We start from the raw sequence: 24,950 nt of genomic DNA, 5'->3' as shown, positions 1-24,950 counted from the left end.
TCTAACCGCGCAATTAAGCATGAAAAAAGTTTTACAAGTTGAAAATACAATTAAAATGACCAACAACGATAAATTAAAATTAGCTCAAAATGTGGCACTTGTTGCCGGTACTTTTTGTACAATAGTGGCTTTGCTTTTGTTGCTGAATTACTGGCAGGTATCGCAAAATGATCCTATTGAAAGCAAAGTTATGGAAGTGTTGGTGGAAAGGCTGAATGAAGAGCCTAATAACGACGGATTAAAAACCGAAATTCGCAATTACGATCTGTTGGCACGCAAGGCTTATTTCAACAGCCAGTGGCAGGTGAAAACCGGGGCATATCTTCTACTTTTCGGGGCAATTGTGCTGGCAGTGGCTTTACGGTATTTTTATTCGTTAAAATCAAAAATTGAAGAACCTGATAAAGTTCTTGAAAATGAAATCGCCAGCCGCATTATTGCCCAAAAAGGAATTATCATAGTGGGTGGGCTTGTTTTTGTTTTGGCAGTCATCGCTTCCTTTGCAACGGTAAATTACCTCGACCGTTATGAGGTGGAAACTGAAGCCATGGCTGAAGCCCTGCCAGCAGAAGATGAAGAAATAGAGGTAATTGACGTGGATCAGACACAGGAGGAAACTGTTCAGGAATCTGTTACTGATGAATCAGAAACTGTTGAAACCGAAGATGAAACAGAACAGACGGCCGTTGAAGAAGAAGTAGCTGCACCACAACCGGAGCCTGAAGCACAACCTGAAACTTCCGTTGCTTCTTCGCTTACAATCAATCAAATTAAAAATAACCACAACTCATTCAGGGGGCCGCTGGGGCAGGGAGTTATTTATCATGAAAATATACCTACTGAATGGGATGGTGCTTCAGGAACAAACATCCTGTGGAAATCACCTATTCCGAAACACGGGTATAATTCCCCGGTAGTTTGGGGCGATAAAGTATTTATTACCGGTGCCGACGACCAAAGTCGCGAAGTGTATTGCTACAACGCCAATACCGGTGAACTGCTCTGGACAGGTGTTGCAAATAATATTCCCGGTTCACCGTCATCCATGCCGCGTGTAAACGAAGACACCGGGCTTGCTGCACCAACTGTTACAACCGACGGCCAGCGGGTATTTGCCATTTTCGCTACAGGCGATGTCATTGCATTCGATATGGATGGCAACCGCGTTTGGGCAAAAAACCTGGGCGTGCCCGACAATCATTACGGACATTCTTCTTCACTGATTACCTGGGATAATAAACTGTTTATCCAGATGGATACAAACAGTGGTGGCAGGCTGCTGGCACTCAATACCGCCACAGGCAACCCGGTTTGGGATACAAAACGCGATGCCAATATTTCGTGGGCCAGCCCGGTACTTGCCGAAGTGGACGGGAAATATCAGATAATACTAACTGCTGTCCCCATTGTGGCAGGCTACGATGTTGAAACCGGTGAAGAACTGTGGGCGGTTGACTGCATGATGGGCGAAGTGGGGCCATCAGTTGGTTACAGCGATGGTATTGTTCACGCGGCCAACGAGTATGCCACAATGGTAGCCATCGACATAAAAACGCAGGAAATTCTTTGGGAAGACAATATGTACCTCCCCGAAGCTTCGAGTCCGCTGGCACACGACGGGTTGCTCATTATTTGCACCAGCTACGGGGTAATGGTTTGCTACGATGCAAAAACCGGTGAAGAATACTGGGAACATGATGTGGGAACAACTTTTTATTCCTCTCCCATGTATGCTGATGGCAAGCTTTTTATGATGGACAACGCGGGAGTTATGCGCGTTTATGAATACGGCAAAGAGATGAATTTAATCAGCGAAAACGAGCTGGGCGAAACCTATGGAACTTCGCCGGCATTTGCCGAAGGAAGAATTTACATCCGTGGAAATGAAAATTTATATTGTATAGGAAATTAGAAAATTCCAAATAACAAAATTCAAATGTCAAATAAATATCAATTTTTAAAAGTTCAAAAAATAAAACCAGGTTATACTGTTTCCCTGATTTGGTCTTTGGAGTCTGGTTATTATTTGTGTTTTGATGCTTGTTTTTTGGTGCTTTAGGATACTGTTATGACAAACAATTTCCAAAATATCGACCGCGTTATTGAGGAAAAAGGTTCTGAAAAGAAAGCCCTTATCCCTATTTTGCAGTCCATTCAGAATGAATACAATTACCTGCCTGAAGATACGCTGAGGTACGTGGAGGAAAAAACATCCATCACGTTTTCCGAAATTGTAGGGGTGGCAAGCTTCTATAAGCAATTCAGGATGGTGCCCGCTGGCAAACACCTTGTAAAAGTTTGCGTGGGAACAGCGTGCCACGTAAAAGGTGCCAACCAGGTGTACGATGCGTTTAAAAGGCATTTTAAATTGAAAGATGACGAGGACACCGATGAATCGGGAAACTACACACTCGAAAAAGTGAGTTGCCTGGGCTGCTGTACGCTTGCGCCGGTTGTGCAGGTTGACGAGGTAACTTACGGGCATGTGGGCACCGATCAGGTGGATAAGGTAATTGAAGATTTCGAAAGCCAGCAGGGAAAAAAAGGTGCCAAAAAATACAGGAAAACCGATGGTTCGGAAATAAAAGGTGAAATCCGGATTGGCCTGGGCTCCTGCTGTGTGGCCAGTGGCAGTGGCGAGATTGAGGAGGAAGTGGAAAAAGTGGTGAACCAAAGTGGTTTGCGGGTGAAGCTGAAACACGTTGGATGTGTGGGGATGTGCCACCAGGTGCCGCTGGTTGAGGTGGTCCCCAACGAAGGAGAACCCACCCTGTATGCAAAGGTTAAACCGGAAGATGTTAAGGGAATTGTTGAAAACCATTTCAACCCACCCGGAATTCTTGGGAAATTTAAAAATAAACTTTTCCATTTTGCCGAAGACATTCAAACTGACCGAAACTGGGATGGCGTGCAGCGTTACGAAATAAGCATGCGTGAAAAACCGGTGGCCTCGTTTCTCGGTAAACAGATTCCCATTGCCACCGAATACCGCGGAATAATCAATCCGCTCAATATTGATGAATACCATAAAAGAGGCGGCTTTACGGCACTTGAAAAAGTATTGAATTCGTTTACTCCCGAAGAGGTCGTGGAAGAAGTGAAGAACAGTGGAATCCGTGGCCGCGGCGGAGCGGGTTTCCCCACCGGAATGAAGTGGGAGTTTGTGAAGCGTGAAAAAGATGAAAAGAAATACCTGATTTGCAATGGCGACGAGGGGGATCCCGGGGCTTTTATGGACCGCATGCTACTGGAGTCGTATCCGTACCGCATTATTGAAGGAATTACCATTGCCGCCTATGCAGTAGGAATCCACGAGGGATTTTTATACATTCGGGCCGAATACCCGCTGGCCGTAAAACGAATTCGTAAAGCACTCGAAATTTGCCGCGAGAATAATTATATCGGGAAAAATATCAGGGGTACCGGTTTTGATTTCGATTTGTCGATTTATGAAGGCGCCGGTGCTTTTGTGTGCGGCGAAGAAACCGCTCTTATTGCCTCCATCGAGGGCAGCCGCGGATTCCCGAAAATTCGTCCGCCTTTCCCTGCCAACAAAGGGCTTTGGGGACACCCGACACTCGTGAACAACACCGAAACATTCGCACAAATTTCGTACATCCTTCGCGAAGGAGCCGGAAAATTTAGTAGCATTGGTACTGAGAGAAATACCGGCACTAAAGTTTTTGCCCTGGCCGGGAAAGTGGCCCGTGGCGGGTTAATTGAGGTTCCCATGGGAATTACTATACGGCAGGTGGTGGAAGAAATTGGCGGTGGAATTGCCAACGGACGAAAGTTTAAAGCGGTGCAAATTGGTGGTCCTTCGGGAGGTTGTATCCCGGCGGAGTACGCCAACACACCTATTAATTACGAATCGCTTACCGAAATGGGGGCCATGATGGGCTCCGGCGGTTTGGTGGTACTCGATGATACCGACTGCATGGTGGATATGGCCCGGTTTTTCCTCTCGTTTACCCAGGATGAATCATGCGGGAAATGTACTTTCTGCCGCGTAGGAACCAAACGAATGCTCGATATCCTGGAAAATATCACCAGCGGTAAAGGAAAAAAAGGGGATATTGAGGAATTGGAGAAACTGGCCGAATGGACCAATAAAGGAAGTTTGTGTGGACTGGGAAAAACAGCACCAAATCCGGTTATCAGCACGCTGAAATATTTCCGCGATGAGTACGAAGCGCACATTAACGGGGTTTGCCCAACCGGAAAATGTACCGAAATGATAACCTATTCGGTAAACGATAATTGCATAGGTTGTACCATGTGCGTGCAAAAATGCCCGGTGGATGCTATTCCGTTCACCCCGCACGAAAAACACAGCATCGATACCGAGCTGTGTATAAAATGCGACTCCTGCCGCATTGTTTGCCCTGTTGATGCTATTGATGTGAAATGAACATGATTACACTAAAGATAAATAACAAGGAAATTCAGGTTGAAGAAGGCACGTCGGTGATGAAGGCGGCGCAGCAGATGGGAATTGATGTTCCCAATCTTTGCTGGCACGACGAGCTGGAACACTTCACCTCGTGTATGCTTTGCCTGGTAAAAGACAAGGGCAATGGAAAATTGTTTCCGTCCTGTTCAATCAAGGCAGGAGAAGGAATGGAGATTATTTCCGATGACGATGAAATTGCCGAAGCCCGGCAAACAGCGCTCGAATTGCTGCTCAGCGAACACGTGGGCGATTGCGAGGCACCCTGCCAGCTGGGTTGCCCGGCACACATGAATATTCCGTTGATGAACCGGTTGATTGCCGCCGGGAAGTTTGATGAATCGCTGGAAGTGGTGAAACGCGACATTGCCCTGCCCGCTGTTTTGGGGCGTATTTGCCCGGCTCCCTGCGAAGGTGCATGCCACCGTAAAACTATAGATGAAGCTGTTTCCATCTGCCTGCTCAAACGTTTTGTGGGCGACGAAGGAAATGAACCCGATATAAAACCTGCCGGAAGTACCGGTAAAAAAGTAGCAGTTGTAGGTGCAGGCCCTGCCGGACTGGCAGCAGCATATTACCTGCAGTTAAAAGGAATACAGGTAACGCTGTTCGATAAAGCAGAAAAAGCCGGTGGCCAGCTGCGTACCGAAATCAGTGAAGAAAAACTGCCCCGCGAGGTGCTCGATAAAGAAATTGAAGCCATCCTGAAAACAGGTGTCGAATTTCGCGGCGGAGAATCCATCGGCAGTGAATCATTCCAATCTTTTAAAAAAGAATACGATGCATTGATAATTGCTACGGGTGCTGTTCCTGAAGAAAATGAAAAGTTCAGGCTGAAAATGGCTCCAAAGGGAATCACTGCCGATCGGACTACCTATCAAACTTCAGAAGAGAATGTATTTGCCATCGGCAATGCCCTGCGTTCTTCCAAACTGGCTGTTCGTTCGGTGGGGCAGGGGAAAGAGGTGGCTTTTTCGGTACTTCAGTATCTCAACAACCAGGAAGTGAAAGGTGAACCGCGGATGTTTAATTCCCGTTTTGGAAAGCTGGTGAACGAAGAATTTTCGGAATACCTGAAAGAGTCAGTTGAGGCTAAACGGATTTTTCCTGACAACAAAAACACCGGCGGTTTTTCGGACGAAGAGGCAATTGAAGAAGCAAAGCGGTGTTTGCATTGCGATTGCCGCGCTATCGATGATTGTAACCTGCGCATTTATTCCGACCGGTATCATGTGGACCAGCGAAGGTTCAAGACCAGTGAGCGCCGTAAAATCACCAAACTAAATACACATTCCACGCTCATTTACGAACCGCAAAAGTGTATCAAGTGCGGTATTTGTGTCCGGCTCACCGAAAAGTATGGCGAACGCTTCGGATTTACGTATATTGGCAGGGGGTTTGATGTGGAAGTTGGTGTGCCTTTCAATGAAGATATTCAAAAGGCACTTACCGAAACAGCACTGAAAGTGGCAGAAGGATGCCCGACTGGAGCCATCGAGTTTAAGGATGTCATTTCGACGACAAAGGAGGAGAAATCTGCAGCTAAGGAGTAGCAAGAAACAGATTCTTCACTGCGTTCAGAATGACAAGTCCACTAAAATTATTGTAAAAAATATTGGAGATGAAAAGAATACTATTAATAACAATTTCAATCTGGCTAACAATTAGTTTAACTGCTCAGTCCACTGACTCCTGGCCTATTTTTCGTGGAAACCAGCAGTTGACAGGGGTTTCCAAAACCGAACTGCCTGACCAGCCCAAATTGCTCTGGACATTCCAAACGGGCGACAACATCAAATCAGCACCGGTGGTTGACCAGGGGAAAGTGGTGATTGGCTCCACCGATGGTGTGGTTTACTGCATCGATTTGGAAGGAAAGCTGCTCTGGAAATTTGAAACTCCAAATACCATTGAAGCCCCGGCGCTTATTCATAATAACACCGTTTACATTGGCAACCTCGACGGAACCCTGTATGCACTCGATTTGAATTCAGGCAAGAAAAAGTGGGAGTACGAAACCGACAACCAAATCATTGGTTCGGCCAACTGGTGGGAGGCTGGCGGTAAAACCTATATTCTGGTGGGCAGCTACGATTACTATCTGCATTGCGTGGATGCGAAGACAGGAGAGGTGCAATGGAAATACGAGTCGGATAACTTTATTAACGGTGCTGCCGGTTGTTTCAACGGGAAAGCATTTTTTGGCGGCTGCGATGGTTACTTGCATCAGGTTGACATTGTTACCGGCGAAGCTGACAAAAAAATCGATGTGGCCACTTATGTCCCGGGCTCACCAGCAGTGGAAAAAGACAAGGCATATCTTGGCGATTACGACGGGCGTTTTTTTGAGGTGGATATCAAAAATGAAAAAACAACCTGGGAGTGGACACACAGCGAAACCAATTTGCCATTTATCGCTTCCCCGGCAATATCAGGCAATCGCCTGTTCACGGCCAATCACAATAAATTTTTATATTGCTTTGATAAGAATACAGGCAAAAAAATTTGGGATTACAACACCGGAAACCGTGTGGAAGCATCGCCGGTGGTAGCCGGAAATAAAGTGGTGGTGGCCAACATGCGCGGCGATTTGGCGCTGGTAAACATTTTCGATGGGAAAGTTGTTTGGACATACGAAATCGGCAGCCAGATTATCCATAATCCTGCCCTGGCCGGGGGGAAGATGTTTGTGGGTGCCTACGACGGAAATGTGTATTGTTTTGGAGGCCAATAAAAATCCCTCTAACTCCCCAAAGGGGAGAAATGAATGAGAAAGGGAAAAACAATAGTATGCATGATAAAAATTAATTGGAAATTACTTAAATTCTTTTCCCCCATTGGGGGAGTCGGAGGGGGCTTATGAACATCATTCAAATCATACCCGGTTCGGGAGGAAGTTTTTACTGCGGCAACTGCCTGCGCGACAGCAAATATTTTAACGCGCTGCGGGCCGAGGGACATAATGTAACCAAAATTCCCATGTACCTGCCATTGTTCGGCGATGAACACGACATTTCCGATGTGCCTATTTTTTACGGTGCCATCAGCCTTTACCTGAAGCAGGTTTACCCTATTTTCAGGAAAGCACCTGCGTGGGTGGATAAATTGCTGAATTCAAAGCCCATGATGAAACTGGCAGCTTCAATGGCTGGTTCTACAAGAGCTAAGGGGCTGGAGGACATGACCTTTTCCATGCTCTTGGGTGAGGAAGGCGAGCAAAAGGCAGAACTGGACCACATGGTGAACTGGATTGCCGAACATTGCAAACCCGATATTATACACATTTCCAACGCTTTGCTTTTGGGACTGGCCCGGCGGTTAAAAGAAAAAATTGGTGTGCCGGTGCTTTGTTCGCTGCAGGACGAAGATGTTTGGATTGACCCCATGCAACCTCAGTTTCAGAAAAAAATCTGGGATTTGATGCACGAGCGGGCAAAAGATGTGGATGCACTGGTTTCTGTGAGCAATTATTTTGCCGTTGAAATGAAAAAACGGATGAACCTCTCCGGTGAAAAGATAAAAACCATCCATCTGGGAGTTCAGGTGAGCGATTATACTTACATTTCTACCAAAGAAAAACCACGTAATGTGGGGTACATTTCCCGGATGTGCCACGAAAACGGTTTTGATATTGTGGTGGATGCCTTTATCGATTTGAAAAAGAAGCCGGGATTTGAAGACGTAAAACTTATAGCCACCGGCGGTTCAACTGGCGACGATGCCAAATTTATAAAGGAGCAGAAACGAAAAATAAAGGAAAACGGACTTTCCGGTGCTTTTGAGATTTTGCCGGAATTTGAAGACGAAGCCGTTCATGATTTCTTCAAAAAGGTATCACTGGTTTCGGTTCCGGTGCGTATTGGCGAGGCGTTTGGCATTTACCTTTTGGAGTCGATGGCATCGGGTGTTCCGGTTGTGCAGCCTGCATTGGGCGCTTTCCCCGAAATTATTGAATTGTCGGGCGGGGGTGTGACCTACATGCCCAATTCGCCTGAAAAACTTGCTGAAACCTGGGCCGGATTGCTCTCCAGCCCTGACAAGATGGAACAACTGAGTCGTGCCGGCTACGAAGGTACCAAAGTGAATTTCGATATTCATGCCAAGGCAAAAGAAACCATTGAATTGTATGAAAATCTAACAAGAATATAAAAGTATGTTATTACAACTGCAAAATATAACCAAAGGCTACGGCGAGCCGGGAACGCACAGCTACCGGCAGGTGCTGAAAGAATTAAACCTCGGTGTTGAAAAAGGCGAAAAAATTGCTATCGTCGGGCCGAGTGGTTCAGGAAAAACAACCTTGCTCAATTTAATTGGTGCCCTCGACGCGCCCGAAGAGGGAAAAGTTTTGTTCAACGAAAAAGACCTGACAAGTTATTCCAAATCGGAACTTGCCAATTTCCGGAACAAAAACCTGGGATTCATTTTTCAGTTGCACCATCTTTTGCCACAATTGACTTTGATGGAGAATGTCCTTTTGCCCTTGTTACCACAAAGCAATTCGGTTTCTGGCGAGCAAAAGGAGTGGGCGGAATATCTCATTAAAAAAGTGGGGATTTGGGAGCAGCGAAATCAAAAGCCTTCGCAAATGTCGGGTGGCGAATGCCAGCGCACCGCGGTGGTACGTGCCATGGTCAATAAACCCGAACTCTTGCTGGCCGATGAACCCACGGGCGCACTCGACGAAGAAAACGCCAAAGCACTTACCAAATTGCTGATAAAATTGAGCGACGAAGAAGGCATAACGCTGATAACCGTAACTCACGCCGCAGATTTGGCTGACCAGATGGATAAAAAGTACACATTGAAAAGAGGGAAGTTAAATTAAATTTCTCCCCTTTGGGGAGATGTCCGCTTGGCGGACAAAGGGGCTTGTATGACAAGATTAAACTACATATTAAAATCGTTTTTTCATTACCTGAAAGCCAATATGCTGGTAGCATTGGGGGTTGCAATCAGCACAATGGTGCTCACCGGTTCACTGATAATTGGAGATTCAGTACGTTACAGCCTTGAGCAGTCCACGTTTTACCGGCTGGGTGAAACCACGCATCTTGTTGCAGTGAAAGAGCGCTATTTCAGGCAGGGAATGGCCGTGGAGATGCAGAATGAAAAACCCGGAATAGAGGCCGCTCCAGTTTTGCTGCTCGAAGGAGTGGCTGTTGCCGACGGTGGTCAGCAGCGGGTGAACCGGGTGCAGGTAATTGGCGTGGACAACAATTTCAGTAAAATAGCCAACGACACACTTTACAACTCCCTGGAACGAAACGAAATAGTGATTAGCCGTAACCTGTCCGAAAGACTGCAGGTGGAAGCCGGTGACAATATTCTGGTTCGCATAAAAAAAGCGAGCCTCGTGCCGCTGAATGCCCCGTTCGTTTCCGATGAGCAAACCAGTGTTTCCCTGCGGGCGACCATTAAAAAAGTGCTGACCCGCGATGAACTGGGCCGATTCAGCCTGAAAAATTCGCAGTCGGCTCCATACAATTTGTTCCTTTCCATTGAACAACTGAACGATTTAATGAACTTCAGCGGCAAGGCAAACCATATTTTGGTTTCAACCGGTTTAAGCAATGAAGAAGTAACTGATGCAGTTGACCAGTCGCTGACTCCTGTCGATGCAAGTCTTTCATTAAAAAAGATTGAAAAAACCGGCGAAGTGGAAATATCCACCGACCGGGTTTTTATGGAACCCAAAGTGGCGAAAACTCTTGAACAGCTTCCGGAAGCACAGCCATTGATTTCCTATTTTGTAAATGGTATTGAACGAACCCGGACCGGCAGGGAAACGCCTTATTCGTTCGTGTCATCGTTGGGCAATGGCCAATTGAGGGACAATGAAATTATTTTGACACAATGGACTGCTGACGATTTGGGTGCAATACCCGGCGACACCATCCGGTTGAGATACTTCGAGATTGGCCCCTTGCGCAAATTAATTGACAGGGAGGCAGAATTTGTTTTAAAAGAAATTGTGCCGATGACCGGGCAATGGGCCGATTCTACCCGCATGCCATTTATTCCGGGGCTTTCTGATGCCGGTCATTGCCGCGAGTGGGAAGCCGGTGTTCCTATTAACCTGGATAACATCCGCAATAAAGACGAAGATTACTGGGATGAATGGAAAGGAACTCCCAAGGCCTATGTTTCGCTGAACAAAGCACTGGAAATGTGGGAGAACCGGTTTGGTGTTTACACCGCAGTGCGCTACCCTGCTGATATTTTTGATGAGGCGAAATACTTGAGCACCTTTTCCGAAAATATTCGTCCCGGCGATTTGGGGATGGTTATCGAGCCCATTCGTGAACAGGGCTTGCAGGCTGCCCGCAACGGAACCGATTTCAGCGGCCTTTTTCTGGGGCTGAGTTTTTTCATTCTGGCGGCATCGGTTATCCTTACGGCTTTGCTCTTTCGCCTGAACCTGGAGACGCGTTCCTCAGAAGTAGGATTGCTGGGTGCACTTGGTTTTCAGCAGAAAAAGGTGCGCAGTTTCTTCCTGCTCGAAGGTTTTGTAATCGCTTTTGTGGGGGCTGTTATCGGACTGGCATTGTCGGTTTTTTATACTTCCGGAGTTTTCCGAATCCTCAATACGCTTTGGTTTGAAATTGTAAGAACCAATGTGCTGCTCATTAAAATTTATCCCGCCACATTGGTTCTGGGGTTGGTAATTAGCGTAATCGTTTCGCTTGTTGCCATTTTTATTTCACTCAGGCGCTATCAAAACCGGCAAACTGCCGAACTGCAGAAACGAACCGGGCAGAACCTCAAAAAAAGTGTGCGCCTGGCGCTCGATGCGTTGATGTACATTTCGTTGATTATTCCGCTGATTATTTTTCTTTGGCAATTATTCCAATCCGGAAATTTAAATACTATCCTGTTCTTTTTATCGGGAGGTTTGCTGCTTGTTGGCCTGCTGTTGGTTTTCCGAAAAGTGCTTTTCCGTTTGGAAGCCCGGAAAACCTACACACTCAGTTTGCAAAACGTGGCCCGTTTAAACCTGACAAGGAATACAGGACGGTCGCTAACCATAGTTATTTTATTTGCACTCGGAACATTCCTGGTGGTTTCCACCGGCTCGTATAAACTCGATTTGTTTGCCAATGCTCAGGATAAATCAAGCGGTACCGGAGGCTTTCTCTATTTTGCAGAAACCACAATGCCGGTGCTTTATGATTTAAATGATGAGGAAAGGAGAGCAGAAGAAGGCATTTACGAAGATTTTAATGCTGTGCAATTCCGCCAGGTGGAGGGCGACGATGCCAGTTGCCTCAACCTGAACCGGATTTCACAACCTGCAATACTGGGAGTCAATCCCGAAGATTTAAGCGGGCGGTTTTCATTTGCCACCCACATGAAAGGTATCGATGAAAATGATCCGTGGGCAGCGCTGAACCAGACATTGGATGATGGCTCCATTCCGGCCATTGCCGACCAAACCGTAATTCAGTGGGGGCTGGGCAAAAAAGTGGGCGACGAGCTGTTGTATCAAAATGAAAAGGGCGACACCCTGCGCCTTAAACTTATTGCCGGAACAACGCCCTCAGTGTTTCAGGGGTATGTTATCATTTCCAACAAGAACTTTCTCAAAAACTACCCCAGCAACAGCGGTTCTTACATTTTTCTGATTGATGGAGACCCCGGAAATCAGGAGCAAATTGCGGAGGAGCTGCAATCGGTGTACCGCGATTATGGCTGGCGGATGGAATCAACTGCCAAAAGGTTGGTTGAGTTTTATTCTGTTACCAACACCTACCTGAGCATCTTCCTCGCGTTGGGTGCATTGGGAATGATTCTCGGAACCGTTGGGTTGGCAGTCATTCTGGCGCGTACTATTTTAGAGCGCCGCCGCGAAATCGGGCTCATGCAGGCCATCGGTTTTCATACACGGCAACTGTTCCGCTTGCTGGTGAACGAATATTTACTTCTTTTGGTTGCAGGCGTTTTAATCGGTTTTGTAACCGCGGTGGCAGCTACTTTACCGGCCTTTCTTTCAGCCAACTCCGATGCATCGCTGAGTACCGTAGCATTGGTAGTTGTGCTAATTCTTGCTAACGGAATAATTTGGATTGCCGGGCTGAGCTGGGTTTCGCTCCGCAAAAAAACATTGGTGAATGAGTTGAGGCAGGAGTAACTTTTTTACTAATAAAACGCAAAATTACGAAGTGCTTATTTCAACGTTAACCAAATGTTAAAAGAGGTAAAACTCTTTTGTTTGCTGGGGATTCGAGGATTTATTGTTTAATCGCCTATCTAATGATCTGTTTAACCAACTGATTCCCATAAATTATTAACCATTATTTATCCTGGCGTTGTTCTTCATTAAACGTTTGTTTGATAAATATCAATTTTTTTCAAAAACATATTCTGCGACATAAAACCCTAAAAATTGCTGATTTTCCTTCTTTCTTATTAAAATCTTGTTAGTACATTTACGCCTCCGGCTTTCGAAATAATTCCGAAAATCGGACATCAGAAAACGTAAATTTTAAATATCAGGAATATATGGATTCTAAAATTCAACAATTAACTGAAACCATTTACAACGAAGGCGTTGAAAAAGCAAGAGAGGAAGCGGATGCCATACTGAAAGAAGCCAAAGAAAAGGCTGAACAGATTGAAAAAGATGCGCAGAAAAAAGCCGACAAAATTGTGGAAGATGCCAATGGTAAATCGGAAGAGCTTAAAAAGCAGGTGGATTCAGAAATTAAAATGACGCTGAACCAGGCTGTTTCGGCAATGAAGCAGGAAATCACTTCGCTCATCACCATGCAGGTAATTCAGCCCTCGGTAAAAGAGTTATTCAGTAATAGCGATTATCTTAAAAAACTGATTTCGGATGTGGTGAAGGGATGGATGGATAAAGAAGATTTCGATTTAAATGTCATTCTGCCCGAATCGGATCGGGAAGAGCTCGAAAAATTCTTTAAAAACAACCTGGCCGATGAGCTCAATAAAGGGTTGGAGGTATCATTTGCCAAAAACCTGAAATCGGGTTTTAAAATCGGACCATCCGACGGAAGCTATGTCATCAGCTTCACCGATGAAGATTTTACCAATTTTCTGAAAAGCTACCTGAGGCCGAAAACCAGTCAACTTCTTTTTGAGGAGGGAAAATGATTCAACGAAATTACTATTGTCTTGTAGCCGGATTACCCGACGTTATTCCTGATGATAAAAAACTCCATTACTCATCAGCCGAATTGCGCGATTACTTGCAGGAAGAGCTTCACCCTGATGATTACAGGCTCGTGGAGTTGTTTTACCTGCCCTGGGATCACGAAAATTTGCTGAACCTGCTCTTTGAAACAGAATTTGAGTGGGACGACCGGGGAAATTATTCGCGCGAATTGCTCGAACAAATGGCCGATAAAAAACAGTACGAGTTGCTGGACACCTCGGACTTTCCGCCCTATTTTGTTGAATTTATTGAAACTTATCACAACGACGAAGAAGAATTCCCCAAAGCCCAGTGCATCCGGTTTCTTACCGAGGGCTGGTTTAAATGGCTCAGGGCATCCGGGAATGATTTTCTTCGTAAGTTTGCCGACTATAAACAAAACATGTCCAACATTATGATGGCGTTAAACGGTCGCAAACACGATATCCCATACGAGGAAGCCATTATTGGCGATGATGAGGTGACTCAAGCGCTGAGAAAAAGCAGGTCGCGCGATTTCGGCCTTTCAACCGAGATCGACGATATTGAAAACCTCATTCAGATTTTTGAAACTGAAAATATTCTCGACCGGGAATTGAAAATCGACAATCACTTGTGGAAGTTTCTCGATGAAATAACCTTTTTCAACTATTTTACGACTGAAAAAGTACTGGCCTTTGTCCAGAAAATTTTTATAGTTGAACGCTGGTTCGAACTCGATAAAGAAAAAGGACAACAGATATTTAATCAATTACTTGAAGAATTACAATCCAATTTTGAATTTCCTGAAGAATTCGCAATAACTTATGGAAAAAGAAAATAAAACAACTGGTACAGTGGTTGGAATTGTGTCCAACCTGGTTATGGTAGAAGTTAACGGGCCCGTTGCCCAGAATGAAATTTGTTTCATTGCGCTCGGCCAGGAGCATCTGATGGCAGAGGTGATTAAAGTGGTGGGAAAACACGCCTACGTGCAGGTGTTTGAAAGTACCCGCGGCCTGAAACCCGGTTCCACCGTTGAGTTCCAGGGGCACATGCTCGAGGTGACACTCGGCCCGGGCATCCTTTCCCGCAATTACGATGGCCTGCAAAACGACCTCGATAAAATGGAAGGTGTTTTCCTGAAACGCGGCGAATACACCGACCCGCTTGACAGGGAAAAGAAATGGGCGTTTAAACCCATTGCCCAAAAAGGCGACGAAGTGCAGGCCGGCGACTGGCTGGGCGAGGTGAATGAAAACGACCAGCCGCATAAAATTATGGTTCCTTTCAAAATGAAGGGAACGTATAAAATAAAAGAGATTGTTGGCGAAGGCGAATATACTGTTGACCACAAAATTGCAGTGGTAACCGGTGCCGACGGCAATGAAACAGAACTGACGATGGTGCAAAAATGGCCGGTGAAGGTTGCTATCAGAGATTTCAAAGAAAAACCGCGCCCGTTTAAATTGCTCGAAACCGGTGTGCGTTGTATGGACACACTCAACCCGATTACTGAAGGAGGTACCGGTTTTATTCCCGGCCCGTTTGGTACAGGGAAAACCGTGTTACAGCATGCCATTTCAAAACAGGCCGAAGCCGACATTGTAATTATTGCAGCCTGCGGCGAGCGCGCCAACGAGGTGGTGGAAATTTTTACCGAGTTCCCGGAACTGGAAGACCCGCGCACCGGTAAAAAACTGATTGAGCGAACCATTATTATTGCAAATACATCAAACATGCCGGTTGCAGCCCGCGAAGCTTCGGTTTATACAGCCATGACGATTGGTGAATATTACCGGGCTATGGGATTGAAAGTGTTGCTGATGGCCGACTCCACTTCGCGTTGGGCACAGGCACTGCGCGAAATGTCGAACCGCCTGGAAGAACTTCCCGGTCCCGATGCATTCCCGATGGACTTGTCGGCTGTGATTTCCAATTTTTACTCGCGCGCAGGATTCGTTTACCTGAACAACGACAAAACGGGCTCCATCACCTTCATCGGAACGGTTTCGCCGGCAGGTGGTAACCTCAAGGAACCGGTGACCGAAAGTACCCGCAAGGCTGCCCGCTGTTTTTACGGACTGAGCCAGGCCCGTGCCGACGGAAAACGCTATCCGGCAATTGACCCCATCGACAGTTATTCGAAATACCTCGAATACCCGGAAGTGCAAAAAAATCTGGAGGAAAATATAAGCGAAGAATGGCTTGACCAGGTCAATAAAGCAAAAGATGCCTTGTTGCGTGGAAAAGAAAGCATGGAGCAGATCAACATCCTGGGTGATGACGGTGTGCCCATCAGCTTTCACGAAACATTCTGGAAATCGGAGTTAATCGACTTTGTAATTCTGCAGCAGGATGCTTTCGATAAAATCGATGCCTCCACGCCCATGAAGCGGCAGAAATACATGTTGACTAAAGTGTTGGAGGTGATAAGCAGGGAGTATTCGTTTAACCATTTTGAAGAAGTAGGTGGCTTTTTCAAGGAGGTAATTAACGAGTTCAGGCAGATGAACTACTCCGAATATGAATCGGATAAATTCAGGCAGCATGAAAAAGAGCTGGAAGAATTGTTGAAAAAACAGGCAAATTAATATTGAAAAGAATATAACACTGAAAAAGAAATATAATGGAAAGCCAGGCATTTCAGAAAGTATATACCAAATTAACAAACATTACCAAGGCTACCGTTACCCTTAAGGCCGATGGCGTGGGTTACGACGAGATAGCCAGTGTTAACGGCAAACTGGCCCAGGTAGTAAAAATTACAGGAGACGAAATTACGCTCCAGATTTTTGAGGGAACAGAAGGTATTCCTACCAACGCCGAAGTGAGCTTCCTGGGAAGGCCGCCACAGCTGAAAGTCAGCGACGAGCTGGCCGGGCGTTTCTTTAACGCATTTGGCGATCCCATCGATGGCGGCCCCGAAGTTCAGGGTGAAGTGCGTGATATTGGTAGCCCATCGGTAAACCCGGTGCGGCGCGAACAACCTTCCAACCTTATTGCTACCGGAATTGCAGGTATCGACCTGAACAATACGCTGGTGTCGGGGCAGAAAATTCCGTTTTTTGCCGACCCCGATCAACCCTACAACCAGGTAATGGCCATGGTGGCCCTGCGTGCCAAAGCCGATAAAATTATCCTCGGGGGAATGGGGTTGACCAACGACGATTACCTGTACTTTAAAAATGTTTTCGATAATGCCGGGGCACTCGACCGTATCATCAGTTTTGTGAATACCACGGAAAACCCGCCGGTAGAACGTTTGCTCGTTCCCGATATGGCGTTGACCGCTGCTGAATATTTTGCAGTAGACCACAATCAGAATGTACTGGTGCTGCTTACTGATATGACACTTTTTGCCGATGCGCTGAGTATTGTATCCAACCGTATGGACCAGATTCCTTCGAAAGACAGTATGCCCGGTTCGCTCTATTCCGACCTGGCGCGTATATACGAAAAAGCCGTGCAGTTCCCGTCGGGTGGTTCCATTACCATTATTGCGGTAACCACACTTTCTGGAGGCGATATCACACATGCCATCCCGGATAACACGGGTTATATTACCGAGGGACAGTTGTTCCTGCGTCGCGATTCGGAAATCGGAAAAGTAATTGTCGATCCGTTCCGTTCACTTTCACGCCTGAAACAGCTGGTAATTGGTAAACAAACCCGAGAAGACCACCCGCAGGTGATGAACTCCGCTATCCGCTTATATGCCGATGCGGCCAATGCACGAACCAAGCTGGAAAATGGTTTCGACCTTACCGATTACGATGAGCGCACCCTGGATTTTGCAAAAGAGTATTCCAATCGTCTGCTGGCCATTGATGTAAACGTGGGAACAGACAAAATGCTTGACATTGGATGGGAATTGTTTGCAAAACACTTCAAGAAAGCCGAGGTGGCTATTAAAGAGAACCTGGTTGAGAAATATTGGAAAGAGTGAGCAGGAAGAAGCTGGAAGCCTGATGACCAGTGCCCGATGACTAATGACTCATGAGCGAAGAAAAAAAATAAGATAAATAACAAAATACGTGGCCATAAAATTTCAATATAACAAAACAGCATTACAGGCACTCGACAAGCAGTTGAAGGTTCGCGAGCGGACTTTGCCAACCCTGAAGAACAAGGAGTCGGCATTGCGCGTGGAAGTGAAAAAAGCAAAAGATAAAGCTGCATCGCTTGAAGAAGAGTACAACGAGCAAATAAAATCGTTTGAAAATATGGCCCGTTTATGGGGCGAGTTCGATCAAAGCCTGTTAAGCATCAGCGATGTGGATCTCAGTTCGAAAAAAATTGCAGGTGTGTTCACGCCGGTGCTGGGCGAAATTCATTTTGAAATAAACAATGAAAACTTGTTTAACCAGCCGGTTTGGTTTCCCGACGGAGTGGCCATCATTAAAAAAATTGCAGAAGTAGCCATCCAGCGGGAAGTTTTTCTGCGTAAAATGGATCTGCTGGATTTTGCCCGCAAAAAAACAACACAGAAAGTAAACCTGTACGAAAAAGTTCAGATTCCGGGCTTCCAGGATGCCATACGTAAAATCAAGCGTTTCCTCGAAGACCAGGAAAACTTGTCGAAAGCAGCGCAGAAAATTGTTAAAGACAGACAGGAAAAACAAAGACAGGAGGAGGTTGAAGTATGATTGTACCAATGTATAAATACTCGTTCCTGGTGTTTCACTCCGGTTATCAGGATTTCCTGAAGGATATCCGGAAAATAGGAGTGGTGCATATAAACGAAAAAATAAAAGAGCCTACTCCCGAAATGCAGGATCTTTTCAGGCACCTCACCGAGATTTCAAAAGCTATTAAAAAGCTGGAAGCGATTGAACCTGAGGCAACCGAAAAGAAACCTGAATTTAAAACGGGCGAAGCGGTTTTTAACCGTTTGAAAGAAATTGAGAAAGAGGGCGAATACAATCATCACCAGACACAACAGCTCGAAAAGGAACGCAAGCAAATGATTCCGTGGGGCGATTTTGACTGGAAGATGGTGGAAAAATTGCAGAAACAGGGCGTTGAATTTCGTTTCATGTCATGCCCTATCCGCAAATTTGAGCCTGAGTGGGAAGAAGATTTCTATATTGAAGTGATAAATGACTGGGAAGGTTACCGCTATTTCGTAAAACTCGAAAAATCCGACAAGGAGAGTGAAGAGAATGATGTGGAAGAAATTTCGGGGGCTGATGAGCTGATTTTGCCCAATCGCTCCATAAGCCAGTTGGATGCCGAAATTAAAAAACTGAAAGCCGAAGCTGATAAATTGCGGCACGAACTACACCAGATTGCTTATCACTGCATTCCTTTAATGGAAGAATATTACCAGGACATTGAACAGCAGCTCTCGGAAAAAAATGCATTGCTGCAAACATCCGAAGAGGTAGAGGGAAAAGTAAAAATGCTGGAAGGCTGGGTCCCCGAAACCAAAAAAGAAGAACTGGATAATTACCTCGAAGAGAATAAAATACTTTATACAGCCGATCAACCGTCTGATGATGAAGAAAAAGTTCCGATTTTGTTGAAAAACAACCGCTTTGCACGGCTGTATGAAATAATCGGTAAACTTTACGAACTGCCCAACTACAAGGAACTCGACATGGTGCCGTTTTTTGCACCGTTCTATATGATGTTTTTCGGATTTTCGCTTGGCGATGCCGGATATGGCCTGGTTATTATTGGATTGGCTGAATACCTGAAACGGAAAATGCCCAACCTGCGTTCGGTTATGAAACTGGCTCAGTTGTTAGGTTTGGCAACGGTTATTTTCGGAATCCTAACAGGAACATTTTTTGGAATCGATCTTATCAATTCCAAAATTTCATGGCTCGAAAATGTAAAAGAGTACATGGTAGATACCGACGAACTATTCAATTTGGCCATCATTTTGGGTGTTATTCAAATTTTATTTGGTATGGTGCTGAAAGTGATTAATATTTCCCGGGTAAAAGGATTTATGTATTCACTTTCAACAATCGGCTGGCTGATATTAATTATTGGGCTGGGCGCGGTTTTCGGTTTAAAAACTGCCGGAACATTAAATGAACAAACTGCCAGTGTTGCACAATATGTTGTTTTGGGGGTTGCCGGAGTTTTCATTCTGGTGCTTAACCATCCTAAACGAAATATATTTATGAATATTGGCGTAGGGTTGTGGGATGTTTACAATATGGCCACCGGCCTGCTGGGCGATGTTCTTTCTTACATCCGGCTGTTTGCCCTTGGAGTATCGAGTGCCATTTTGGGCATGGTGTTTAATAATATGGCCATGAGTATGAAGCCGGATAACATTATCTTGGGCCCGCTGGTTATGATTATAATTCTTGTTATCGGGCATGGCATCACCATTTTTATGTCGGGGCTGGGAGCATTTGTACACCCTATGCGCTTAACTTTTGTTGAATTTTATAAGAATGCCGGGTTTACAGGAGGCGGGAAACCTTACAAACCTTTTGCAGAACCGGCATCAAAAGTATCAGAATAATAATAAGTAATAACGTTTAAAATAAATCGAGAATGGAACCTATTGTTTTAGCTTACATTGGAATTGGATTAATGGTCGGCCTGTCAGGGGTTGGCAGTGCTTATGGTACCACAATCGCAGGTAATGCGTCGGTGGGGGCAATGAAAAAGAACGGAGAAGCATTTGGTAATTACATCATGCTCACGGCGCTTCCGGGCAGCCAGGGGCTGTATGGTTTTGCCGGTTACTTCCTGCTCGACAGTTTCGGCCTTTTGCAAAGCGATATTGGCTGGGGAGTTGCTGCATCTGTTTTTGGTGCCGGCCTCGCACTTGGTTTGGTTGGGCTGCTGTCATCAATTCGTCAGGGGCAGGTTTGTGCCAACGGTATTGCCGCAGTTGGTGCCGGACACGACGTGGCAGGTAAAACGCTTATCCTGGCTGTATTCCCCGAGTTGTACGCGATTATTGCGCTGGCTGCCACATTCCTTATCGGAAGTGCCGTAGCTGCTTAATAATGATGTGAGAATTAATTTTCCGGTGTGGATTTTTTTCCATGCCTGATGAGTGATAATGAATGGGTATCCATTGCCAGTTCCTGGCAATGGATACTTTTTATCATCTGTCAGGAGGAATGAAACGGACAGTTTTTATATTGTTGAACTTTTTTTTATTTTTCCCGGGATGCAACAGCCCACAGTCAGCACAAAACGAAACGAAAAGTGATTCTGTTTACAAAGAGTCAGGTAATTTCAGCTGGAGTGATGACGGCCGGATAATAACCCTTGAAGGCCTTGAAAACAGGGCATCGCAATACCATGTTGACGAAAACAAACTGTTCCGACTCAATTTGGAAGGTAATGGAATTACCGGAAATCTTGCTGAGAATTATCACCTCTTTTTGTGAGGTCAGCAATTTCAAAATAATACAGCAAGTATAGTGTCGTTGGTACTGGCCGATTCTGAAGTAAAAAATGTAAAGAAAAGAATAATGCAAAAGTAACAGGATTCAAAATATTGCAACGGCCAATGAACAATAAGGGATTTAAATGTGTTTTTATCCTAAAATATTTGGAAGGCGGTTAACCGTTACTTATATTTGCAAATAAAGATTTAAAAGTATTTAATTAATAATAATAATAATAAAAAGTTAAAACGATATGGCATTTGAATTACCAAAATTAGGATACGATTACAACGCACTTGAACCTCACATTGATGCACGGACAATGGAAATACACCACTCAAAACATCATGGAGGATACACAACAAAATTAAACAATGCAGTTGAAGGAACTGAACTGGAAGGAAAAAGCATTGAAGAAATTCTGAAAAACGTTTCAGCCCATCCAACTGCAGTTAGAAATAATGGCGGAGGATTTTATAATCATAATTTATACTGGCAGGTAATAGCACCGGGTGGTGCAAAATCACCCTCGGGCGAACTGCTCGATGCCATTAACGCATCATTTGGATCATTGGAAAAATTCCGGGAAGCTTTTGTCCAGGCTGCATTAACGCGGTTTGGATCAGGTTGGGCCTGGTTGGTTCTTCAAAATAATAAGCTGGCGGTTTCGTCCACGCCCAATCAGGATAATCCGTTGATGGATGTTGCGGATGTTCAGGGAACCCCCATTTTGGGAATCGACGTGTGGGAACATGCGTACTACCTGAAATACCAAAACAAACGCCCGGATTATGTAAATGCTTTCTGGGAACTCATCAACTGGGATGAAGCCGCCAGGCGGTTTAAAGGTTAGTTGATTTTTGGTTTTTTCCCCCGGAGCAAAGGTTCCGGGGTTTTTCTTGCAATGATTTGCAATGTTATGTTAATCGTTTGTTCTCTGTTGTGAATATTGATTCGATTTCTTAATTTTATTGCCTTGTGCCAAATAGGATCCATTTCAAAAAAATCACATTTTTAAGATGAGTGGCAGACAAAAAGAACAGGCTTCGAACCGTTCAATGGAATTGGAACAGAAACTTTCGGATTTAAGGTTTGAACTTGAAGAAATAAAAACACAACTCCACGACGAGCAGGAACAACGCCTGTTTTATCAACGAATAGCTGACTTTACCTTTAGCTGGGAGTTGTGGTTTCATCCCAACGGGAAATTAAATTATTGCTCCCCTTCATGCCACGATCTTACAGGCTACACGGCCAACCAGGTTATGTTGGCACCTTCGCTTTCCGAACTGATTGTTTATAACCCTGATCGCGAAAAATTCGAATCGTTTATTTCCGGGGCACTCGATCAAATGTTCGTAAAGCCTTCGCTCGAATTCAGAATCCTCACACGCACGCGGCAAATGCGCTGGTGTTCAATAAATGTTCGCGGGGTTTATTCCAGGCAGGGGCGTTACCTCGGTATCCGTGCTTCTGTTCATGATACCACAAAACTCAAGCGGGCGCTGGGGCACATCAACAACCTTTCGGAAGGCCGGGAAATTGAATCCCGGAACAAGCAGCGCCTGAAATCGGAACTGGAAATGAAAGAGCGCGACCTGATTGCTTTTCTGCTTCAGCTTTCCCAAAAAAATGAACTCATTGCAACGGTTACTCAGCAGTTAAAGCGCCTGATGAATGAAGCTCCCAATCAAAAAAGCGAGCAAATTCAGCAACTTTTGAAACTTTTGGATAAAGCTTCTGTCACAACCATTGACTGGGAAATGGTAGAAAGCCAGCTGGAAAAGCTGCATCCGGGCTACATGGATCGCTTGTTGCAAAAGCACCCCCGGATTACCTCAAACGATAAAAAATTATGTGCCTGCCTGCGCCTCGGGCTTTCAAGCAAAGAAATTGCAGGGCTGAAAAACCAGTCGCCGCAAAGTGTTGAAGTGGCCCGTGTGAGGCTTCGAAAGAAGCTGAAAGTCAGTCATAAAGAGCGGTTAGCCAACTATCTCTCCAAAATTTAATTCATTTTTATTAAGTTTTCGTTTATTGCTTTTTCCAACTACCACGTAATTTTTGAAAATTTAAAGATTCCACATATTTTTTTTCACAATATGAGAAATAACACCTAAATATTTCTGACAAACTGTATTTTTGCCTTGTCTTTCGGATGAACTTTTGGGATTTCAGGTTAATTTCCGGCCTGTTTATTTGTTGTCTTTTTAAGCAAGAGTTGACAATGAGAAAGGTTTCATCCTTATTTTTGAGAATTATTGAAATTTTTAAATTATAAAATTTGAAAGAATGAATACACCATCTCAAAAACATCCATCCGGACTTTGGGTGCTTTTCTTTACCGAAATGTGGGAAAGGTTTAGTTATTATGGCATGCGTGCCCTTTTAGTATTGTACCTAACCTCAACTATTGTGAACGGTGGTTTTGCCTTTGCCGAAAACCATGCACTTCAAATTTACGGAATATTTACAGGACTTGTTTACCTGACACCGATAATAGGTGGGATTGTAGCCGACCGTATGATTGGCCAGCGAAAAGCCATTATGATTGGCGGTATTGTCATGGGCCTGGGGCAGGCAGCCATGGCCTATTCCGAATCTATTAGAAGCGTGGTGAGTATGTCGCCCGAGGCGATGATGGAAGCACGTCAATACTGGCTGTACATCGGGCTGGGATTACTCATTTTGGGTAACGGTTTTTTTAAGCCCAACATTTCCACCATGGTAGGGCGGCTTTATGCCGACGGCGACCCGCGAAAAGATTCGGCATTTACTATTTTTTACATGGGAATCAACATTGGTGCTTTCCTTGCACCGCTGGTGGCCGGGTATCTTGGCGAATCAGTCGGCTGGTCATGGGGATTTGGCTCAGCATCGGTTGGTATGTTTTTAGGAACTTTCTGGTTTTGGACCCAGGAATCCAAGTTGGGTACAATCGGTTTCGGTCCCAAACGAAAGTTTACTACCGAAAAGGCGAAACTTACCGGACGCGACTGGTTGGATGTGTTGGTTTGGGCAGGTGGTATGATTGCCATTGTTTATCTTTTTGTGAAAACCTGGTGGACACTTCCCGAAACAACTACAACCATAATTATTCGTGTAGGAATTTTTGTTGCAGTTGCTGCTATTGCTTATATTATTATTAAAAATACAACGGGAAAAACAGAGTGGAGCCGTATCGGTGCCATCCTTGTTTTTGCCTTCTTTAATGTGTTCTTCTGGTCTGGCTTTGAACAGGCCGGTGGTACATTTAACCTTTTTGCCCGCGATTTAACCAACCGCATGATTGGCGACTTTGAAATTAACGCCACATGGTTCCAGTCGGTGAATGCCCTTGCCATTGTTGCACTGGCACCGGTTTTTTCCATGTTGTGGGTGGCGCTGGGCCGCAGAAATCCCTCAACTCCCGTGAAGTTCGGATTAGGGTTGTTCCTGCTTTCACTGGGGTTTGTGGTGATGTTCACCGCTGATTCAATGGCTTCTCCGCAAAACCTGGTTAGCCCATTGTGGCTGGTGGGTGTGTATGTGCTTCATACCACAGGTGAACTTTGCCTGAGCCCAATCGGTCTGAGTATGATCAGCAAACTTTCTCCTCCCAAAATTACTTCGCTGATGATGGGATTGTGGTTTGCTTCCATTGCGCTGGCCAACTACCTCGCAGGTGCCCTCAGGAATATTCTGGAAACATATCTGCCCGATATGAATATTTTCCTCTTCCTGGTGATCACCTCCGGCTCGGCTGCATTGCTTATGTTTGCTATCTCACCCTGGCTGAAAAAGATGATGCGCGGGATAGATTAAAATCTATTGGATAGCGGAGAAAGAGGGTAGCTGAAAAGTTTATTGCAACGTCATTCTGAACTTCCTGCCGACTGGTCAGTCGGGGGTTCAGTGTATAACCTGAAATTCAGGGGGACGTGTTTTGCAGAAACAAAACTTTCTATCTACCTTTTTTTTGTTCGTAAAACTTTGATGATATCAGGTTTTTTGTAAT

At 45.1% G+C, this 24,950-nt stretch carries 18 protein-coding genes; all 18 read left to right on the top strand.

Annotation, left to right across the window (positions count from 1 at the left end; translation table 11 throughout):
* The first annotated feature begins 19 nt into the window (after positions 1-19).
* Positions 20-1,912 (top strand): PQQ-binding-like beta-propeller repeat protein, encoded by a 1,893-nt coding sequence (locus ACTCNA_RS09810; RefSeq protein ID WP_462947734.1) that lies wholly within the window; start codon positions 20-22, stop codon positions 1,910-1,912.
* Between the two features lie 156 nt (positions 1,913-2,068).
* Positions 2,069-4,411, top strand: a complete 2,343-nt coding sequence (locus tag ACTCNA_RS09805; protein ID WP_462947733.1) for an NAD(P)H-dependent oxidoreductase subunit E — start codon at positions 2,069-2,071, stop codon at positions 4,409-4,411.
* Between the two features lie 2 nt (positions 4,412-4,413).
* On the top strand, positions 4,414-6,003 hold the full coding sequence (locus tag ACTCNA_RS09800; RefSeq protein WP_462947732.1) for an FAD-dependent oxidoreductase: 1,590 nt from the start codon (positions 4,414-4,416) through the stop codon (positions 6,001-6,003).
* A gap of 68 nt (positions 6,004-6,071) precedes the next feature.
* Positions 6,072-7,184: an outer membrane protein assembly factor BamB family protein gene (locus ACTCNA_RS09795; protein WP_462947731.1), complete on the top strand. Its 1,113-nt coding sequence runs from the start codon at positions 6,072-6,074 to the stop codon at positions 7,182-7,184.
* Between the two features lie 125 nt (positions 7,185-7,309).
* Positions 7,310-8,599, top strand: coding sequence for a glycosyltransferase family 4 protein (locus tag ACTCNA_RS09790; protein WP_462947730.1), 1,290 nt, complete (start codon positions 7,310-7,312; stop codon positions 8,597-8,599).
* Between the two features lie 4 nt (positions 8,600-8,603).
* A complete protein-coding gene (locus ACTCNA_RS09785) occupies positions 8,604-9,278 on the top strand; it encodes an ABC transporter ATP-binding protein (protein ID WP_462947729.1) in 675 nt (224 codons plus the stop codon).
* A 48-nt stretch (positions 9,279-9,326) separates the two neighbouring features.
* Positions 9,327-12,581, top strand: coding sequence for an FtsX-like permease family protein (locus ACTCNA_RS09780; RefSeq protein WP_462947728.1), 3,255 nt, complete (start codon positions 9,327-9,329; stop codon positions 12,579-12,581).
* Positions 12,582-12,952: 371 nt separating this feature from the next.
* The gene (locus ACTCNA_RS09775; RefSeq protein ID WP_462947727.1) at positions 12,953-13,567 is read left to right on the top strand and encodes a V-type ATP synthase subunit E; all 615 of its coding nucleotides are present in this window, start codon (positions 12,953-12,955) and stop codon (positions 13,565-13,567) included.
* A complete protein-coding gene (locus tag ACTCNA_RS09770) occupies positions 13,564-14,430 on the top strand; it encodes a DUF2764 family protein (RefSeq protein ID WP_462947726.1) in 867 nt (288 codons plus the stop codon). The genes ACTCNA_RS09775 and ACTCNA_RS09770 overlap by 4 nt, the downstream gene beginning before the upstream one ends.
* Positions 14,414-16,180, top strand: a complete 1,767-nt coding sequence (locus ACTCNA_RS09765; RefSeq protein WP_462947725.1) for a V-type ATP synthase subunit A — start codon at positions 14,414-14,416, stop codon at positions 16,178-16,180. Before ACTCNA_RS09770 ends, ACTCNA_RS09765 begins: the two co-directional genes overlap by 17 nt.
* Before the next feature lie 35 nt (positions 16,181-16,215).
* Positions 16,216-17,535: a V-type ATP synthase subunit B gene (locus ACTCNA_RS09760; RefSeq protein ID WP_462947724.1), complete on the top strand. Its 1,320-nt coding sequence runs from the start codon at positions 16,216-16,218 to the stop codon at positions 17,533-17,535.
* A gap of 88 nt (positions 17,536-17,623) precedes the next feature.
* Positions 17,624-18,235: a V-type ATP synthase subunit D gene (locus ACTCNA_RS09755; RefSeq protein ID WP_462947723.1), complete on the top strand. Its 612-nt coding sequence runs from the start codon at positions 17,624-17,626 to the stop codon at positions 18,233-18,235.
* Positions 18,232-20,073, top strand: a complete 1,842-nt coding sequence (locus tag ACTCNA_RS09750) for a V-type ATP synthase subunit I (protein WP_462947722.1) — start codon at positions 18,232-18,234, stop codon at positions 20,071-20,073. The genes ACTCNA_RS09755 and ACTCNA_RS09750 overlap by 4 nt, the downstream gene beginning before the upstream one ends.
* Positions 20,074-20,105: 32 nt before the next feature.
* A complete protein-coding gene (locus ACTCNA_RS09745) occupies positions 20,106-20,564 on the top strand; it encodes a V-type ATP synthase subunit K (RefSeq protein WP_462947721.1) in 459 nt (152 codons plus the stop codon).
* An 89-nt stretch (positions 20,565-20,653) separates the two neighbouring features.
* Entirely contained in the window at positions 20,654-20,956 is a 303-nt protein-coding gene (locus tag ACTCNA_RS09740) for a copper resistance protein NlpE N-terminal domain-containing protein (protein WP_462947720.1), read from the top strand.
* Positions 20,957-21,209: 253 nt separating this feature from the next.
* Complete coding sequence (locus ACTCNA_RS09735; protein ID WP_462947719.1) at positions 21,210-21,809, top strand: superoxide dismutase; 600 nt, start codon at positions 21,210-21,212, stop codon at positions 21,807-21,809.
* A gap of 166 nt (positions 21,810-21,975) precedes the next feature.
* Positions 21,976-22,965: a PAS domain S-box protein gene (locus ACTCNA_RS09730; protein ID WP_462947718.1), complete on the top strand. Its 990-nt coding sequence runs from the start codon at positions 21,976-21,978 to the stop codon at positions 22,963-22,965.
* Positions 22,966-23,245: 280 nt separating this feature from the next.
* Positions 23,246-24,757 (top strand): peptide MFS transporter, encoded by a 1,512-nt coding sequence (locus ACTCNA_RS09725; protein WP_462947717.1) that lies wholly within the window; start codon positions 23,246-23,248, stop codon positions 24,755-24,757.
* Positions 24,758-24,950: the final 193 nt, after the last annotated feature.

The organism is Tangfeifania sp. (assembly GCF_055108615.1).
The sequence above is the reverse complement of the archived record's forward strand: the minus strand, read 5'-3'. Positions and strand labels throughout refer to the sequence as shown.

Coding starts and splice junctions, on each gene's coding strand:
- ACTCNA_RS09740 (WP_462947720.1), top strand. CDS start 20,654: ATGGATACTTTTTATCATCTGTCAGGAGGAATGAAACGGACAGTTTTT.
- ACTCNA_RS09775 (WP_462947727.1), top strand. CDS start 12,953: ATGGATTCTAAAATTCAACAATTAACTGAAACCATTTACAACGAAGGC.
- ACTCNA_RS09785 (WP_462947729.1), top strand. CDS start 8,604: ATGTTATTACAACTGCAAAATATAACCAAAGGCTACGGCGAGCCGGGA.
- ACTCNA_RS09735 (WP_462947719.1), top strand. CDS start 21,210: ATGGCATTTGAATTACCAAAATTAGGATACGATTACAACGCACTTGAA.
- ACTCNA_RS09730 (WP_462947718.1), top strand. CDS start 21,976: ATGAGTGGCAGACAAAAAGAACAGGCTTCGAACCGTTCAATGGAATTG.
- ACTCNA_RS09780 (WP_462947728.1), top strand. CDS start 9,327: ATGACAAGATTAAACTACATATTAAAATCGTTTTTTCATTACCTGAAA.
- ACTCNA_RS09805 (WP_462947733.1), top strand. CDS start 2,069: ATGACAAACAATTTCCAAAATATCGACCGCGTTATTGAGGAAAAAGGT.
- ACTCNA_RS09745 (WP_462947721.1), top strand. CDS start 20,106: ATGGAACCTATTGTTTTAGCTTACATTGGAATTGGATTAATGGTCGGC.
- ACTCNA_RS09760 (WP_462947724.1), top strand. CDS start 16,216: ATGGAAAGCCAGGCATTTCAGAAAGTATATACCAAATTAACAAACATT.
- ACTCNA_RS09800 (WP_462947732.1), top strand. CDS start 4,414: ATGATTACACTAAAGATAAATAACAAGGAAATTCAGGTTGAAGAAGGC.
- ACTCNA_RS09725 (WP_462947717.1), top strand. CDS start 23,246: ATGAATACACCATCTCAAAAACATCCATCCGGACTTTGGGTGCTTTTC.
- ACTCNA_RS09790 (WP_462947730.1), top strand. CDS start 7,310: ATGAACATCATTCAAATCATACCCGGTTCGGGAGGAAGTTTTTACTGC.
- ACTCNA_RS09750 (WP_462947722.1), top strand. CDS start 18,232: ATGATTGTACCAATGTATAAATACTCGTTCCTGGTGTTTCACTCCGGT.
- ACTCNA_RS09770 (WP_462947726.1), top strand. CDS start 13,564: ATGATTCAACGAAATTACTATTGTCTTGTAGCCGGATTACCCGACGTT.
- ACTCNA_RS09795 (WP_462947731.1), top strand. CDS start 6,072: ATGAAAAGAATACTATTAATAACAATTTCAATCTGGCTAACAATTAGT.
- ACTCNA_RS09810 (WP_462947734.1), top strand. CDS start 20: ATGAAAAAAGTTTTACAAGTTGAAAATACAATTAAAATGACCAACAAC.
- ACTCNA_RS09765 (WP_462947725.1), top strand. CDS start 14,414: ATGGAAAAAGAAAATAAAACAACTGGTACAGTGGTTGGAATTGTGTCC.